This is a genomic window from Acidobacteriota bacterium, assembly GCA_009861545.1.
Classification (GTDB): Bacteria; Acidobacteriota; Vicinamibacteria; order Vicinamibacterales; family UBA8438; genus WTFV01.
Window position 1 is genome coordinate 1 of sequence record VXME01000051.1, and the last position, 16,667, is coordinate 16,667.

Annotated in this window: 17 protein-coding genes; 4 read left to right on the forward strand and 13 right to left on the reverse strand. The window is 68.9% G+C overall.

All coding sequences use genetic code 11. The features are described from left to right. The first annotated feature begins 17 nt into the window (after positions 1-17). Both F4X11_07985 and F4X11_07990 read left to right on the forward strand, forming a co-directional pair. A complete protein-coding gene (locus F4X11_07985) occupies positions 18-680 on the forward strand; it encodes a DUF4145 domain-containing protein (GenBank protein MYN64951.1) in 663 nt (220 codons plus the stop codon). Positions 681-753: 73 nt separating this feature from the next. Beyond that, complete coding sequence (locus F4X11_07990) at positions 754-1,005, forward strand: hypothetical protein (protein ID MYN64952.1); 252 nt, start codon at positions 754-756, stop codon at positions 1,003-1,005. On the opposite strand, the gene F4X11_07995 is transcribed toward F4X11_07990, so the two are convergent. The 5 genes from F4X11_07995 to F4X11_08015 form a co-directional block, all read right to left on the reverse strand. Further along, positions 1,006-1,293: a hypothetical protein gene (locus tag F4X11_07995; protein ID MYN64953.1), complete on the reverse strand. Its 288-nt coding sequence runs from the start codon at positions 1,291-1,293 to the stop codon at positions 1,006-1,008. It lies immediately after the preceding gene. 19 nt (positions 1,294-1,312) lie between these two features. After that, on the reverse strand, positions 1,313-1,627 hold the full coding sequence (locus tag F4X11_08000; protein MYN64954.1) for a hypothetical protein: 315 nt from the start codon (positions 1,625-1,627) through the stop codon (positions 1,313-1,315). A gap of 27 nt (positions 1,628-1,654) precedes the next feature. Next, positions 1,655-2,572 (reverse strand): IS1 family transposase, encoded by a 918-nt coding sequence (locus F4X11_08005; GenBank protein ID MYN64955.1) that lies wholly within the window; start codon positions 2,570-2,572, stop codon positions 1,655-1,657. Between the two features lie 132 nt (positions 2,573-2,704). Beyond that, on the reverse strand, positions 2,705-2,911 hold the full coding sequence (locus F4X11_08010) for a hypothetical protein (protein ID MYN64956.1): 207 nt from the start codon (positions 2,909-2,911) through the stop codon (positions 2,705-2,707). Positions 2,912-2,973: 62 nt separating this feature from the next. After that, complete coding sequence (locus F4X11_08015; GenBank protein MYN64957.1) at positions 2,974-3,957, reverse strand: hypothetical protein; 984 nt, start codon at positions 3,955-3,957, stop codon at positions 2,974-2,976. Positions 3,958-4,577: 620 nt separating this feature from the next. Between F4X11_08015 and F4X11_08020 the strand changes: the two genes are divergently transcribed. Further along, a complete protein-coding gene (locus tag F4X11_08020; GenBank protein ID MYN64958.1) occupies positions 4,578-5,282 on the forward strand; it encodes a hypothetical protein in 705 nt (234 codons plus the stop codon). A gap of 2 nt (positions 5,283-5,284) precedes the next feature. On the opposite strand, the gene F4X11_08025 is transcribed toward F4X11_08020, so the two are convergent. From F4X11_08025 to F4X11_08040, 4 genes are all read right to left on the reverse strand, one after another. Continuing rightward, on the reverse strand, positions 5,285-5,653 hold the full coding sequence (locus tag F4X11_08025) for a hypothetical protein (protein ID MYN64959.1): 369 nt from the start codon (positions 5,651-5,653) through the stop codon (positions 5,285-5,287). A 185-nt stretch (positions 5,654-5,838) separates the two neighbouring features. Beyond that, positions 5,839-6,234: a hypothetical protein gene (locus F4X11_08030; GenBank protein MYN64960.1), complete on the reverse strand. Its 396-nt coding sequence runs from the start codon at positions 6,232-6,234 to the stop codon at positions 5,839-5,841. Between the two features lie 498 nt (positions 6,235-6,732). Then, complete coding sequence (locus tag F4X11_08035) at positions 6,733-7,554, reverse strand: MBL fold metallo-hydrolase (GenBank protein ID MYN64961.1); 822 nt, start codon at positions 7,552-7,554, stop codon at positions 6,733-6,735. Positions 7,555-7,569: 15 nt separating this feature from the next. After that, a complete protein-coding gene (locus F4X11_08040; GenBank protein MYN64962.1) occupies positions 7,570-7,860 on the reverse strand; it encodes a DUF1844 domain-containing protein in 291 nt (96 codons plus the stop codon). Between the two features lie 21 nt (positions 7,861-7,881). On the opposite strand from F4X11_08040, the gene mazG reads away from it, so the two are divergent. Further along, positions 7,882-8,706: a nucleoside triphosphate pyrophosphohydrolase gene (mazG, locus tag F4X11_08045; protein ID MYN64963.1), complete on the forward strand. Its 825-nt coding sequence runs from the start codon at positions 7,882-7,884 to the stop codon at positions 8,704-8,706. A gap of 65 nt (positions 8,707-8,771) precedes the next feature. On the opposite strand, the gene F4X11_08050 is transcribed toward mazG, so the two are convergent. From F4X11_08050 to F4X11_08065, 4 genes are all read right to left on the reverse strand, one after another. Further along, positions 8,772-11,363: a DUF4131 domain-containing protein gene (locus F4X11_08050; GenBank protein ID MYN64964.1), complete on the reverse strand. Its 2,592-nt coding sequence runs from the start codon at positions 11,361-11,363 to the stop codon at positions 8,772-8,774. A gap of 126 nt (positions 11,364-11,489) precedes the next feature. Beyond that, positions 11,490-14,735, reverse strand: a complete 3,246-nt coding sequence (gene carB, locus F4X11_08055; GenBank protein ID MYN64965.1) for a carbamoyl-phosphate synthase large subunit — start codon at positions 14,733-14,735, stop codon at positions 11,490-11,492. A gap of 32 nt (positions 14,736-14,767) precedes the next feature. Then, positions 14,768-15,919, reverse strand: a complete 1,152-nt coding sequence (gene carA, locus F4X11_08060; GenBank protein MYN64966.1) for a glutamine-hydrolyzing carbamoyl-phosphate synthase small subunit — start codon at positions 15,917-15,919, stop codon at positions 14,768-14,770. Further along, positions 15,916-16,602, reverse strand: a complete 687-nt coding sequence (locus F4X11_08065; protein ID MYN64967.1) for a PEGA domain-containing protein — start codon at positions 16,600-16,602, stop codon at positions 15,916-15,918. The genes carA and F4X11_08065 overlap by 4 nt, the downstream gene beginning before the upstream one ends. Positions 16,603-16,667 lie beyond the last annotated feature (65 nt).

A 16,667-nucleotide genomic window follows, 5' to 3' on the forward strand; every position in this document is an offset into this window, starting at 1 on the left:
CGTATAACCCCTTATGAATGAGTGAGATAGCATTCTACGCAAAAGAGCCGCACCCGTTCTCCAAGCATGGTGAGTTGCTTCTTTCGTGGGCGGCTGTCCGGTGTCCGAACCTGGAGTGCAACGACTTCACCATCGACGTGCATGTGCGGTCAGCCAAAGCCCCCCCCAAGACCTATGGATCCTCTGGGTACAAGGTTGTCGCGGACCCAGCGAAGAAGCCGCTCGTCAGCCGGCGACTGAGGCCCGAAGGATCTTCAGTTCCACAGCCCGGCTACATTCCCAAGCAGATCCGCGACGACTACTATGAGGCATGTCTCATTCGGGATCTCAGTCCCAAGGCGGCGGCCACGCTGGCGCGTCGGTGTCTGCAGGGGATTATCCGGGACTTCTGGGGCGTCACCAAGAACACCTTGGCGGCGGAGATCACCGCGCTGAAGGGGCAGATCGACGAGCCCCTTTGGGACGCCATAGACGGCCTCCGCAAGGTGGGCAACATCGGTGCGCACATGGGCCATGACGTCGACAAGATCATCGAGATCGAGCCAGAGGAAGTCGCCAAGCTCATAGGTCTGATCGAGATTCTATTCAAGGAGTGCTACGTCGCGCGCCACGAGCGCGAGAACAGCCTGCGTGCAATCGCCGCGCTGGGGTCAGAGAAGGCGAAGGAGCAGAAGAAGTGATGTCGTCGATCTACCGATGGCTGCGCGATCCGTCATCCATGCGCGGCCAGATTCCACGAGAGGCAGGTACCCCGTGAACGACAAAGGGCTCGCCGAGGATCTGTTCTGGATTTGGTGCGGTGTCACATTCCTGTTACGACAGCAAGGTGCTTTGCCAGAGAACAGTGATGATGCCAAGTTCCTCACTGTTCTGAACGAGAGGATGCGCGACGTAGGGGTTCGGCTCTCCAGAGCGGGCGTGTTGTCGAGGAAAGCGGAAGTTCCAGAGGCGGCTCAGCGTGCTCTGCTGGATCTGATGACTGCTCGCCAGGACGGTCCGCGGTGACTACGCCCGCGTCTTGGCCGATCCGAACAGGTACCCCAGTACAAGGCTGATCAGGCTGAATGCGCCCGTGGCGAACTCTCGTTCGACAGCTTCCGGCGTCTCGGTGGTGTACCAGATGAAAACCAGCAAGAGCACCATCGCGACGGCCACGATGCCGGCGATATTGGTGGTGGCGTAGCGGGTTCCGAAGATGTGGCCGAGCCAGCCCAGATCCTGTTGCTGTACCGGGGGCTCCTTGTGACCACTCTGCGCTTCGATGGCGCGGATGGCCTGGGTGGCGACGTCCACCAGATGATCTAGGTGATCGCTAGTCATGGCTCCCGGAGCGCCTCCCCTGCGCGATCTTGAGGAGCGCCCTGTTGACGTTGTCGAAGACCTCGACTGCTGTCTTGAACTGAGGGGCTTCCGTGCGGCGCATGGTGGAGAGCATCTCCTCCAAGGTGCCGCTGACGTCGACTCCGAGGTTGGTCCAGTTGTTGGCCAACAGCACGAGAATCATCTCCATCGCGTCCTGCCGCTCACGCAACACGCGCAGTTCCTCTGCCGGTTCCAGATCTGGCGACATCGACTGCTGCGGTTCCTGTTGCGTGTGCACCGGATCTTCTGTCTGCATCGTCTGCATGGTGCCTTCCCCCTGCCCTGCATCCTACTACGCCCGTTTGATCCCCGCGTCCTTCCGCTTCTTCCGCTCCCGGCGGTACGGCCCCCGCGGCCCCGGCGGCTTGTCCCGAGCCTCGACCAGGCCCGTCAGCCAGTCCATGTCCCGCAGCTCGTCCGTCAGCCCCGCGGCCTGCGCCGGCGCGAGCCGCGTCGTGGTGTGCTGCCGGCACCAGTTGTGGTACACGACGTACAGCGCCACCTGGTACGCGTGGTTCGCGACCTTCTTCGAGAACCCGTTGGTCAGGCGCGTGAACCGCCTGTTGCCCATCCGGAAGTTCAGATTGCTGCGCTCCACGTACGACGTGCTGATGTAGCCGTCGATGGGGTCGCCCATGATCGGCACCTTCCGGACCGACGTGCAGACGCCGGGGCTGTAGCGCCGCTCGCGTTCCGGCTCTCCCTCCGCCGGCCCGTACGCCTTGATCACCTGGGCGAAGTCGACGTCGCCCCCGAACGCGCTCTCCACCGCATCCAGGTACGCGAGGAACCCGTCCGTCGACAACTGCACGCGCCCCGGCACGCGGAACGCCAGGTCGTGCATCAGCCTGTACGCCGAGCCCGAGTCGCGCGGGCCGAACACCCACGAGATGAGCATCTTCGAGTCGGCGTCGAGCCCTGTCCAGGTCCACACGTCGCCCGCGTCCGGCGGGGCCTTCCTTGCGTACGGGACGGTCTTCTGCTTGCAGTAGACGAACGACCACATCTCGTCCACCTGCACTCGCTTGGTGAGCCGCAGGTTGCGCACTGCCGCGTCGTGGAAGTCCATGCACGCCTTGCCGGCGTCGATCAGCAGCCGCGTGATCGTGTCGAGGTGGACCTTCTCGGCGCGCATGATCGACTTCATGCTGCAGCCCTCGACCAGCAGCGTCAGGATCTTCTCCCGCTTCGCCCGCGGCAACCTGTTCACTGTCGCCCTCCTTTGCCCTATTCCCAACCTTCAATTATACACCCAGGTGTACTAGGTGTAAAGGTTCGGAATACGTGCAAAAGCGTCCGGGAAGGCGGCGAAAAGGCCCGCTCCGCGGCGGGCCTTCAGGGATCAGTCTACCGTGAAGTGGGGCTTGCCGCTGCCGGCGCGGAGCACCTCGCCGTACGTCTCGGCGGCCTCCCTCGCCCGGTGGGCCTGCTTCACGGTCTGGCGCGGCGGGCGCTTCTCCTGGATCTCTCCGGTGGCGATCTTCATGACATGCACGGCGCACGCCGTGTCGCCCTGTGGCCTCTTCTCTCCGTTCGGTCCGGTGGGCATCTCTTGTGCGCCTCCCGCCCGGTATTCTACCAAAATCCAATTCGACGGGGCACGCTCCGCGCCTACGGTGTGGGCATAAGTCGATCGGTGAGCAGCCCCGTCAGGGCTTGATCCCTGCTGTCTGCGACGACGAACCGAAATGACGCGCTGTCGTCGTTGCCAGTCGCGGTCACGGTCCCGGTGGACGCAAAGGCCACGCCGGAGTTCGAGACGGAGATGGTGAAGGCGGGAGCTTCCCCGAACTTGAGCGGGTACCAGAGGGGTCCACCGGAGGTGGTGTAGTTGATCTCGGCTACCCCGCCCTGCGGCAGTGACCACTCGCGTGCCAGCCGCTCGTAGAGCGACTCGTCCGCGCTTGTCGGCAGGGGAATGAGACGATCCCCGATCTTCACCATCCAGTGCCCGCCGGCTCGATCCATATGGATGCCGCCCTGCGGCCAGATCGGGTGAGGCCCGACACCCCGGAGGATAGGGGTAGGAATGATCTCCTTACTCGGTTCCCAGATCTGTCCTCGGATCTGCCGGATGGCAGCACCCTTCGCGTACCAGTAGCCACAACGACCGAGCAGAGAGAACACAGACAGGTACGCAGCCTTCAGCCACGGCATCCGCGCCGCTTTGGGCGTCGGCACGCAACTCCGTATGGTGATCTCGCCTGCCTTCATCGCCTTCATGAACTCGTCCGGCGGTATGCGCGTTTTCTCCGGCATAGCCGCGACGATATCGCCGTTGGGTTGCACGGTCATGCGCACCGATTGCTTCGGTAGCCCAGGGATCGTCAGCGTGACTTTTTCGCCGCCGCGCCGCTCGGCATGGACGACGTCCGCAACTCTCTGCTCCACGCGCCCGGTGCGGCTGTTGCAGTCCGCGCAGGTGAGGCACATCGCGATGGGCCGAGTGGTCCCCAGTGACTTCGCTGGCACGTGCTCCAGGCTGGCCACGCCTCGTTCGACGTCCTGCCGCGTGAAGACGGTCAGGCAGATGGGGCATCTGTCGTTCCCGCGTTCGAACAGGCGGATTCTCTGCTCCTTCAGTGTGTTTCTCATCGTCTCCGCTCCGCGTGTGGGCGATATCCGCCCATGTTCTGCCGACCCTGCGCTGCTGGGTACGGCGCGACGCGCCGTGCTAGAATCGTTGCTGCGGGACTCGGCCCGCACCTTCCGACCCGCCGAGCCATCCCGGCCGGCAGCGACCCTGCGACCCGGCGATCGTGCGCGAACCGGACTCAAAAGGGGAGTGTATCGAAGACTGATTGAAGCGTGGGAACGGCGACGGGGGCTGCAACCCCCGCCTGGTACGGCCGCACGATGAGCGGTAGTGGCGCAAAAAACCAACGCCAGTATCGCCCATCGACCGGGCAGCCGTCAACCCGCACAGCGAAATCCAGCGGCCAATCAGGAGGGATCTGCCCGATGGTAGACCGCAAGCTCCTTGTGCGGACCGCGATCTTCGCGGTGGCGTACGTGATCCTGTTCGTGCTGTAACGTCGGGATCGGTGGTAGACTCGCCGCGCCAAACAGTCCGCGAGCGGTCCACCGTCGGGCCGCCCGCTCAATACAAGACCCGACTGTACAGCCGGGGAATCAGCGGGAGCCGCAACTGCGTTCGCGGACTGTTTGGCGACTGGCCCGGCGACCAATTCAGGTCGGGGCCGAGGGAGTCGCCAATGCGCCCGCAGCTCGCCACGGCCGTCGCCGTTGCCGCTCTTCTCGTTGCAGCCGCCGCCCTGACGGCGGTGTTCGTCATGGAGCCTGCACCCAGCGGCGATGTGAGCGCTGCACGAAAGGAATCGCCTGATCCCGTCATTGCGTCTGCCGATGATGCCGATGATGCACTCGCCCGCATGGTGCGCTGGTCGGAGTGGATGGGGCAAAGCGAGGCAAGAGATCTCGTAGATTACTGTGCCGGGAGCGCAGGACATGCCGGAACCTGTGTGAGGCAGCACATCTGGTCAATGGACAACATCGCCCGCCTGGGTACGGAGATCACCCAGACAGGCGGGCAGGCCGTCATGCGTGCTGGTCATGAGTGCTACCCCGAGGTGCCGGCCTTCGACACGATCTTCCCAATGGAGCAGTGTCTCACCGCGGTGTTGTCAGGCGAGCCCTCACGGGTGGTTCGGGGCGACAGCTCCCCGACGTCTCCGCGGTCTGCGCGCCCGTATCTCTCCCGGATCCGGGGCGGGATCGGCTCCCCGCTGGTCGATGTCCTCTCTCAGATGCCGGACGATATGACCCCATCCATCGATCTCCGCGGCGAGGATCGCGTCTTCACGTACACCTTCGGCGACGGCAGCGAGATGATCCTGGTGTTCCGTCCCTCGGGCAACCAGACCGGGCTGGAACTCTACATGGTGGACGTGCGGGACTGACATCAAGACGCGAGCTGCTGGATGTCGAACCCGAGTTCGACCAGCAGCTCGCGCGCCTCGTCGCGCTCCGCGGCGCTGGCGTTCTTCTCCTTGATGGTCTCGACGATCTTCTCCCCCGAGAGCCACTGCCACGGCATGATCGGTTTGCCGTAGCCGCCGACCTTGATACCGCCCTCGTACCGCATGTCGTCGTAGTCGACGGCGATCCCCCATGACGTCACGGGGATGGGGTTGGGGTTGGTCCTCGACGCAGCCACGCGGCCGAGGATGTTGTCAAAGTCCTCCAGCGTCTTCACTGCGGCCTTGTGCCGGTCGGTGGCGGCCTTCAGCCGCTGGAGCGCATCGGCTATCTGCGTGCTCTTGTCGGTCATGGAGGTTGGCGCTCCGCGCCAGAGTTGGGTAGGATACGCGACGCGGGCCGGGGAAACACCCGGGTAGGAGCGCTGATGCCGTTGGCAGCCCGGCTGTGTCCGGTGGCTGCCTCCGAGTCGTCCCATGGCCGAACCGGCCCCGACCCGCTTTTCTTTCCAAAGTATATATCATCACGACTCTTCGGCTACAGGACGCCCTTGGACGCTGTATCCTCCGGCCAGGGGATCTTCCTGTAGTCATCTCCATACTTGGATCGCGTCGCGCGGACGCCCGCCGCCGCCGACTGTCTGCGGGTCTCCGTTGTGTCTTCATGGCCCGTGCCGTCATCAGGTGCCGCCACTTGACCCCCCGCCAGTGCTGCGTCCACAGCCTCCAGGATGGTCGGCGCGGATCTGATCAGCCTCTGTAGGACGGCATCCGCCTGCGCGTGCGTATAGGCGCCTTCGCTCGCGCCACGATGCACGTGTAGGAGCAGTGCAACCAGATGAGAGCGTTCCAGCCGATGTCTGCGGTAGTACTGAATGTCCCAACCCATACAATCGGCAAGGGCGAACATTTCCTGTTCGTATTTCATTTCCATTTCAGGTTCCTTTCACAAAGGAGTGTATCACCCGTCCATCGGCGCGGAATCCGGCCGCCCATCGGTCCGCGGATCGCGCAGCCATCGGCCAGCGTCTATACTGATCACTACACGGCACGACGCGCCATGGCTTGGCGTGGCATGGCTGGGCCTGACGGGTCTTGGCCAGGCGGAGTATCCATGCCAGGGTAGGCGGACAACGCGGGATCGCAGGTCGACGGAGATCGGAGATCGGGACACACCTGCCACGGGATTGGCAGCCGATTCGGATCCCGCAAGCCAGAAACCAGGAGGACAGCAAGCCGATTTCGACGGACCCGGGGAAGCGCGCAGGGATCTGGCGCTCTCCCGGTCATGAGCCAAACGGCGTGCCAACCTCAGCGCGGTTGCACGGCGGTGCGACCGCCGAGGTGGAACGGGGTGGTAAGTGAGCGAACGTAATTCAGATCATGTCGGTTCCTCTTCCTTCAAAGTCTCAGCCTGTCGAAGACCCGCCGATCAGTAGAGCCCGGCAGCGGCGCACCCCGGAACCAGCAGGTGCTCCGTCGCGGCCGGCGCGACGTCCAGCTTCAGTCCGTCGTAGGCGAGCGAGACGCCGGCCGGTAGCGCGGCGCAGGTGGCCGCGTGCGGCAGGTCGTGCGTCATGTGGGTGAACAGCGTGCGGCGGGCGCCGATGCGGCGGGCGGCGCCGACCGCCTGCTCGACGGTGAAGTGCGTCCGGTGCGCCTTGTGGCGCAGCGCGTCGAGGACGAGCGTGTCGAGGCCTTCGAGGAGCGGCCACGAGGCGTCGGGAATGGCGTTGCAGTCGGTCAGGTAGGCGAAGGCGCCGATGCGGAACCCGAGCACCGGCAGCGTCCCGTGCAGGAGCGGAACCGGGATGATGGTGGCGCCGCCCAGCGAGAACGGGCCCGCCAGCTCGCGCAGGGTGAGTTGCGGCAGTCCGCCGCCCCTCGGGGTGGCGGGGTCGAAGACGTAGTCGAACATCCGCCGCACCCGGGCCAGCGCCCGCGCCGCCCCGTAGCAGGGAATCGCGCCCCCCTGGCGGAAGTTGTAGATGCGCACGTCGTCGAGGCCGAGCACGTGGTCGGCGTGGGCGTGCGTCAGGAGGATCGCGTCGACCCGCGTGAGGTGAAACCGCAGCGCCTGCGCGCGCAGGTCCGGCGAGGCGTCGACCAGCACCGAGGTCCCGTCGTCGAGGCCGAGCGCCAGGGACGGCCGCCAGCGCTTGTCGCGGGGATCGTCCGACCGACAGGTGGCGCAGTCGCAACCGATGACGGGCACCCCGGCCGACGTTCCGGTGCCGAGAAAGGTGATGTGCACGGTCGTCGGGAGCGGCTACGGCCGGCCGCCCCCGGCCGCGCGGACCGCCTGCGTTTGCTCCCGATGCGCGTCGACCAGCCGCCGCCGCAGCTCGGCGAGCACCTGGCCGAGGAACGCCGCCTCGCCGGCGGTCAGGTTCCCGGCCGTCTTGCGCTCCAGCAGCGCGAGCATCTCGACAGCCTGTCCCGCACCCTCCAGGTTGGCCTTACCCGGACGCCCCGTCGCCGGGTCGGCCAGGTCGCCGAAGTGCACGGCGGCAGTCGTCGCCAGCGACACGACGAACGCGTTGAAAGTAACCTCGGACACGGACTGCTAGCATACGCCACCATGTCAATCGAACCGGAGGCGCACCGCGGGACGGCGGGAGACGGCTTCCAGCGGCTCGTGGATCTGATGCGGCGGCTGCGCGCCGAGGACGGCTGCGCCTGGGATCGGCAGCAGACGCTGGAGTCGCTACGCCCGTTCGTGATCGAGGAGACCTACGAGGTGGTCGACGCCATCGACCGCGGCGACCGCGACGCCCTGCGCGACGAGTTGGGCGACTTCCTTCTCGAGGCGGTGTTCCTGGCGCAGATCAGCGCCGAGCGCGGCGACTTCGACATCGCCGACTCGCTGCGCGCCATCTGCGAGAAGCTGGTGCGGCGCCATCCCCACGTCTTCGGCGAGCAGGCCGGCGACGAGCATGCCCCGGACGCCGACCAGGTCAAGCGCCTGTGGGAAGAGATCAAGGCCGACGAGCAGCGGACCGCCGGACGGCCGGCGAGCGCCCTCGGCTCGATCCCCGAGAGTCTGCCGGCGCTGCTGCGCGCCTACCGCCTCGGCAAGCGCGCCGCCACGGTGGGCTTCGACTGGACGGATGCGGCCGGCGTCGAAGCGAAGGTCGCCGAAGAGCTGCGAGAGCTCGCGCAGGCGCGGACCGGGGGATCCGCGGCCGACGTCGAGGAGGAGCTCGGGGATCTCCTGTTCGCCGTCGCCAACCTCGCGCGGCATCTGGACGTGGACCCGGAAACGGCGCTGCGGGCCGCCAACCGGAAGTTCTCCGCCCGCTTCGCGGCGCTGGAGGCACGCCTCCAGGAACGCGGCGTCGCGCTTCGCGACGCGACGCTCGAGGAAATGGAAGCGGAATGGGCGCGGGTGAAGGCCGGCGACTGACGCTGCGGAGCCGGACGCCCGGCGCAGGCTCCGTCGCCTGCCGACTCGCCCGCGGATCGCATCGATCACCAGGCGAAGCGGCGTCCGTCATGAGTCGACACGGCGAGGCCGCGGCCGTCGGTGCAGATCGCGATGGCGCCCTCGTTCCCGGTCGCGAGCACGACCGCGCCGGCCGCCGCGTAGCGGGCGACCACTTCCCGGTGCGGGTGCCGGAAAGCATGGTCGCGGCCCGCGCTCACGACCGCCAGGACCGGACTCAGCGCCTTCACGAAGGTCGCGGAGCTGGACGAGCGACTGCCGTGGTGCGGCGCCTTCACCACGCGCCGTCCCGCCGGGTCGAGGGCTGCCGCGACGGCCGCTTCCACCCCCGCCTCGATGTCGCCGGGCAGGACGATGGATACTTCGCCATAACGCAGGTCCAACACGAGGGAGTCGTCGTTGCGCACGCGCGGGCGCTCCCAGTCGGGCGCGGGCGGATGCAACGCCCGGACGCGGACGCCGCCGATACGCTCCACATGGCCGGCGTGGACGTTGCGCCATGCGGCCCCCGCTGTCCGCGCCCCGCTCCGCAGCGCCGCCAGCGGCTCCGACGACGGCACGGGAATCCCCTCCCACACCTCCCGCGGCCGGAGATCGCGCAGCACGGCGGCTGCCCCGCCGACATGATCCGGGTGGCCGTGGGTGATCGCGAGATAGTCGAGGCGGCGTACCCCGAGGGCCCAGACAGCGGGCACGACCACCCTGCCGCCGACGTCCGCCCGGCCGCGCGCCTGCCCCGCCGCGTCCACCAGCAGCGAGCGGCCGTCCGGGAAGCGCACCAGCGTGGCGTCCGCCTGATCGACGTCGAGGAAGTCGACCCGCAGCCGCTTCGCGCCGGCGGTCGCCGGGGAGAGCGGTTCACAGGCGTCCGCCGCGCCCCGGTCGGCCAGACCCGGGATCGGGGCGGCCAGCATCGCCGCCGCGCTCGCCAGGACCAGCGCCGCGCCGACCCACCGCGCCGCGCCGACCCGGTTGCCGAAGCCACCGGCGTCCGGAGCCGTGCGTGCCGGTGACGCGCCGTCCGGCCGCCTCCGCCGTCCGTGATCGGCGGCGAGCGCGATGACCCACCCGGCGTAGTACACGGCCACGGCGGCCGGCCCCGGGGCGGGGAGCCGCCACGATAGCCAGGGCGCCCAGGTCAGGACACGCGTCGACTCGACGATGCCGGCCGCCGCGGCATGCGCCACCCAGCCGGCGGCCGCCGCCGCCGCGGAACTGACGGGGGCCAGGCCGACCGCCGCCATGCCCGCGAGCTGGGTGACCGACATCAGGGGGATCGCGGCGAAGTTCAGTCCGAGGCCCGCCACGGTGACCCGCGAGAAGTGCAGCGCGCCGATCGGGAAGAGCGCCAGCTCCGCGCAGACCGTCGCCACGAGCAGGCCGGCGGCGGGCACCAGCAGAAACCGGACGGCAGGCGCGCGAGGTGCGCGGTCCGCGGGTCGACCGGGATTCGGCGGCGCTTCACCCCGATCGACCCACCGCATGAGCCGCGGCACCCCGACCAGGAGTCCGGCCGTGGCCCCGAACGTGAGCTGGAAGCCGGGGTCGACCAGCGAGCGCGGGTCCGCCGCCACCAGGCAGCCGGCCGCCAGCGCCAGCGTGTTCAGAGGCTCCGTTCGGTGGTCCGCCGCGCGCGCCGCGAGAAAGACCGCCGCCGCGAACACCGCCCGCGTCACCGACGCCTCGGGCGCGACGACCTGGGCGTAGACCAGGAGGCAGAGAATGGCCAGCAGCGAGGCGTGCCGCCCGCCCGCCCCGGCAAGGCGCAGCAACAGAAGCAGGGCCGCGGTCAGCACCGCGATGTTGCCGCCGGAGATGGCTATGACGTGGTAGACGCCGCCCTGCTGCAGCCGCTCGGTGGTGTCGCGATCCAGCCCGGCGCGGTCGCCGATCAGCACGGCGGTGACGACGGCGGCCGATCGCGCATCGTGAGTTCCCACCGCCGCGTCGACGGACCGCCGGATGAACGCCCGCACCCGGCCGCTCCATTCGTGTCGCAGGCCCCCGGTCTCGATCACCTCGACCTGCAGCGCGCTGGTCACGGATCCGAGCAGGTCGATCCCGCGCACCTGCAACCGCTGCGCCTGGTCCGGCGTGCCGCGGTTGGCGTAACGTGCCGGCCGGCGCAACCGCACCGGAAGCCGCACGATCCGTCCCTGCCGCCACTCGCCTATGCGCCCGCCGACGAACGCGCCGCCGACGCTCGCCCGGACCACGCCGCGCAGCGGCCGCAGATCCCTCCCCTGCCCTATCCGGACGACCTCGATGGTGAGGCTTGCGCCGTAGTCGGTGGGCGCGGCATCCCGCTGCAGCCGTCCGAGAATCCACGCCGTGGCGTCGGGCGCGTCGGCCGCGATCTCCGCCTCGAACCACTCGAGGATCGGCGCCGGCAGCTCCGCACGGGATCGCTGGCCGGCCGCCAGCCCGGTCAGTGCGTAGCCGAGCAGGCACAGGACGGCCGCGAAGCGTCGAGCCCCGAAGACGACGCCCAGGGCTGCGGCGGCCGCCGCCAGGACGGCGACTCCCAGGGTCATCGCCAGGCTCGGGATCGGGAGCGCCCACCCGACGCCGGCCCCGGCGATGAGGGCGAGCGCGGGCGGCAGCGCGGGTCGGGCCACACACCCTACCGATGCAAACTCTCGGCCGATCCTGCAAGGTGACTGCGGTCCGTCCCGGCGCAAGTCTGCGAGCGGCAGCCGCCGGGAGGCATCAGCGCGGTGGGCGGGCCGGCGGCGCAGCGCCGATCAGCCGCGGGCGGCGACGCCGGCGTGGTATTCCTGCAGCGGCCGGACGGAGGGCTTCTCGGACCGCAGGGCGCGGATGGCGCTGACGGCGGCGGCGGCGCCCGTCAGGGTGGTGACGCAGGGTATCCCGTACAGCATCGCGACGCGCCGCATGGTCAGGTCGTCGAAGTACGACTCGCGGCCGAGCGGGGTGTTGATGATCAGGTGCACCTGCCGGTCGACCAGCCGGTCGCCGACGTGCGGGCGTCCCTCGTTGATCTTGTAGACCACCTCGACGTCGAGGCCGTGGGCGCGCAGGTAGGCGGCCGTGCCCTTCGACGCAACCAGCTCGAAGCCGAGCCCGGCGAGATCGCGGGCTATCGGCACGACGTTCCGCTTGTCGTCGTCGTTGACGCTGATGAAGGCTCGTCCCCGGTCCGGCAGCCGCTGGCCGGCCGAGAGCTGGGCCTTGGCGAACGCGATCCCGAAGTTCTCGCCGCCCCCCATCACCTCCCCGGTCGACTTCATCTCCGGCCCCAGAAGGGTGTCGACGCCGGGAAAGCGGACGAACGGGAAGACCGGTCCCTTGACGAAGACGCCGGAGACATCGAGGTCGGCCGTCAACCCCAGTTCCGCCAGCGTCCTGCCCACCATCAATCGCGCGGCGACCTTCGCCAGCGGTACGCCGGTCGCCTTCGAGAGGTAGGGCACGGTGCGCGAGGCGCGCGGATTGACCTCGATGAGGTAGACCGTCTCGCCCTTGATGGCGAACTGGATGTTGAGCAGGCCCGCCACCTTGAGGGCGCGGGCGACCCGCCGCGTGTAGTCGCGGATGACCGAGAGGTGCCGCTCCGGCACCAGGTACGGCGGCACCACGCAGAAGCTGTCGCCGGAGTGGATGCCCGCCTCCTCGATGTGCTCCATGATGCCGCCGATGACGACCGCGCCCGTATGGTCGGCGACCGCGTCGACGTCGATCTCGAAGGCGTCCTCCAGGAACTTGTCGACCAGGATGGGGTGCTGCGGCGACGCGTCCACCGCCTCGGTCATGTATCGGTCGAGGGCGCCCGGGTCGTAGACGATGGCCATGGCCCGGCCGCCGAGGACGTACGAGGGCCGCACGAGCACCGGGTAGCCGATGTCGTCCGCGATGGCGCGCGCCTGCTCGCGCGAGGTTGCCAGACCGTGCGGCGCCTGCGGGATTCCCAGCTCGCCCAGCAACTGCGCGAACCGCTCGCGGTCTTCCGCCAGGTCTATCGAGTCCGGCGACGTGCCGATGATGGCAACGCCGGCCGACTGCAGGCCGAGCGCGAGCTTCAGCGGCGTCTGGCCGCCGAACTGGACGATGCAGGAAACCTCGCCGCCCGCAGACTGCTCGCGCCGGATGACCGCCTGGACGTCCTCCTGGGTCAACGGCTCGAAGTACAGCCGGTCGACCGTGTCGTAGTCGGTCGACACGGTCTCCGGGTTGCAGTTGACCATGACCGTCTCGTAGCCCTCCTCGCGGAGCGCGAACGCGGCATGGCAACAGCAGTAGTCGAACTCGATGCCCTGCCCGATGCGGTTCGGACCGCTGCCGAGGATGACCACCTTCGGGCGGTCGTTCGGCTCGGCCTCGCACTCGCGCTCGTAGGTCCCGTAGAGGTAGGGCGTGAAGGACTCGAACTCGGCCGCGCAGGTGTCGATGCGTTTGTAGACGGGACGCAGGTCCTCGCCGGCCCGCCGGGCGGCAACCGCGGTTGCATCGACGCCGAGGACGGCGCCGAGCTGCTCGTCCCCGAAGCCGGCGCGCTTGAGCTCCAGCAGCAGATCCTTCGACAGCCCCTCCGGCCCCGCTTCCGCCGCGCGCCGGCGCAGCTCGACGATCTCGGCGAACTGCGTCAGGAACCAGCGGTCGATGCGGCTCGCCGCGTACAGCTCCTCGACGGACCAGCCGGCGACCAGCGCCTCGAAGACGGCCCACATGCGCCGGTCCGTCGGCGAGACGATCCGCCGCCGCAGCTCGCCCGGCTCCGCGCCGGCGCGACCCTGCGCGCCGAAGAGCAGGCCGCTGCGGCCGATCTCCAGTGAACGCATGCCCTTGAGGAACGCTTCCTTGAACGTGCGCCCGATGGCCATCGCCTCGCCGACCGACTTCATCTGGGTGGTCAGCGTCCGCTCCGCCCGCGGGAACTTCTCGAACGTCCAACGCGGCACCTTCACGACCACGTAGTCGATGGTCGGCTCGAACGAGGCGGGCGTCAGCCGCGTGATGTCGTTGGGAATCTCGTCGAGGCGGTAGCCCAGGGCCAGCTTGGCGGCGATCTTCGCAATCGGGAAGCCGGTGGCCTTCGACGCCAGGGCCGACGAGCGCGAGACCCGCGGGTTCATCTCGATCGCGACCATCCGGCCGGTGTCCGGATCGACCGCGAACTGGATGTTCGAACCGCCGGTCTCGACCCCCACCCGGTTGATGATGCGGCGCGCGGCGTCGCGCATCCGCTGGTACTCCTTGTCGGTGAGGGTCATGGCGGGGGCGACGGTGATGCTGTCGCCGGTGTGCACCCCCATCGGATCGATGTTCTCGATCGGGCAGATGACGACGAAGTTGTCCGCCCCGTCCCGCATCACCTCGAGCTCGAACTCCTTCCAGCCGATGACCGACTCCTCGATCAGCACCTCGTGGACCGGGCTCAGCTCGATGCCGCGGCGCGACAGCTCGCGGAACTCCTCCATGTTGTAGGCGATGCCGCCGCCGACGCCGCCCAGCGTGAACGACGGCCGGATCACGACCGGGAAGCCGAACCGGTCGACCAGCTTCAATGCGTCCTCGAAGGACCGCGCGTAGGCGCTGTCCGGCACCTCGATGCCGATCGACTCCATCGCGCCGCGGAACGCGAGGCGATCCTCGGCGACGCGGATCGCGTCGAGGGAGGCGCCGATCAGCTTGACGCCGAGCTCCTCGAGCACGCCCTGCTCGCCGAGCTCCATCGCCAGGTTCAACGCCGTCTGCCCGCCGACGGTCGGCAGCAGGGCGTCGGGCTTCTCCTTCTCGATGACCGAGCGGGCGTACTCCCGCGTGAGCGGCTCGACGTAGGTCCGGTCGGCGACGTCCGGGTCGGTCATGATCGTCGCCGGGTTGCTGTTCATCAGGACGACTTCGAGCCCCTCGCTGCGCAGCGCCTTGCAGGCCTGGGTGCCGGAGTAGTCGAACTCGCACGCCTGCCCGATGACGATCGGACCCGATCCGATGACGAGCACGCGCTGGATGTCGGTACGGCGGGGCATGGCGGACGTTGGGAGACGGTGGTCTTACGGGTTCAGGCGCGCGCGGACCGCCCCACTCGCTGCTCCATCGCATCCATGAAGCCGCGGAAGAGATAGTCGGCGTCGTGCGGTCCGGGCGATGCCTCGGGATGATACTGCACGCAGGAAACCGGGAGCCGCGTGTGGCGCAGTCCTTCTATGGTGCCGTCGTAGAGGTTCAGGTGCGTGACCTCCACGTCGTCCGGCACCGACTCGGGATCCACGGCGAAACCGTGGTTCTGGGAGGTGATCTCGATCTTTCCCGTGGCCACGTTGCGGACCGGATGATTGGCGCCGCGATGACCGAACTTGAGCTTGTAGGTCTGCGCACCGAGCGCTCGGCCGAGCACCTGGTGACCCAGGCAGATGCCGAACGCCGGCACGTCGCTGTCGATCACCGCGCGCGCGTTGCGGACCGCGTAGTCCAGCGGGGCGGGATCGCCCGGGCCGTTGCTGAAGAAGATGCCGTCCGGCTGCATCGCCAGCAGATCGGAGGCCGGCGCCGTGGCCGGGAAGACCCTGACCTCGCAGCCGTGCGCGGCCAGACGGCGCAGGATGTTGCGCTTCATGCCCAGATCGTAGGCGGCGACGCGCAACGGACGCACCGCGCGCCGCTCCGGCTCCATCTCGAACCCGGCGGCGGGCTTGTCGTCCTCGGGGCGCCAGTCGAACGGCGCCGCGCAAGTGACCGAGCGGACCAGGTCGCTGCCCTCCATGCGGGGGGCCGATTGCGCCTGCGCGACGAGCGCGGCCGGGTCGATCGCCCCCGTGCCGATTACGCCGCGCATGACGCCGGCCGTGCGCAGCAGTCTCGTCAGCGCGCGGGTGTCGATGCCGGAGATGCCGACGACGCCGTGCGACGCGAGATAGTCGTGCAGCGTCCCGGTGGCCCGCCAGTTGCTGGCGATCGGCGAATCGTCGCGCATGACGAATCCGGCCACGCGAGGTGCGCCGGACTCCCCGTCCTCCGCCTCGGCAACGCCGTAGTTTCCGATCTGCGGACAGGTCATCGTGACGATCTGCCCGGCATACGACGGATCCGTCAGGATCTCCTGATAACCCGTCATGCTCGTGTTGAAGACCACCTCGCCGGCGTTGACGCCTGTAGCGCCCACCGCGCGACCGGCGTACCAGGTACCGTCCTCGAGGGCGAGCACCGCCTTCATCGCCGACCCTCCGGCTCGAGCCGTGCCGCGACGCGGATCCGTTCCGTGCCGGAAACGTCGACCTCGGTCGCCCACGGCCGGTAGCCCGGCATCTCGATCCGCACCCGCCGGGCGCCGAAATCCACGTCCGGCACCTCCACCGGAGTCACGCCCACCACGACGTCGTCGACGCTGACCGCGGCTCCCACAGGACGGGAGTCGACGTACAGCGATCCGGCGGCCGCCGCGGGCGGATCGGCACTCGGGCCCGCGCCCGCCGGCGGCGGCAACGCCGTCTCCGGCGCGGCGACGGCAACATCGGGCGACCCCGCCGCCGCGGGCGGCTCGACGGCGCCGGCTGCCGCTGCGGTCTCCGGCACCGGCGGGCTCTGCTCCCACGGGTCGGGAACGACCGGCCGGGGCGGCGGTGCGCCATCCGCCATGGGCGGGTCGCCGACCGGCACCACCGGCTCCTCGACGAGCGCCTGCGGGGAGCCAGGGGCCTGCGCCGCGCCGACGGGAACGGACACCGACGCGCCGCCGGCGCCCGCCACGGTCTGCTCGCTCCACTCCACACCCGCCCCTGCGCTCTCGCTGGGCGGGTCCGCTACGCCGACGCGCTCGTCACCCGAGGTGCCGAGTCCCGTGCTGACCAGGTACGCCACCACCACACCGACCGCCATGGCGGCAACCACGGGCGCCACCGTACGTATCGAGGTAGGGGACGGGGGGGGCGGCACGTCGTCGTCGCCGTACGCGGGCCCGGGGG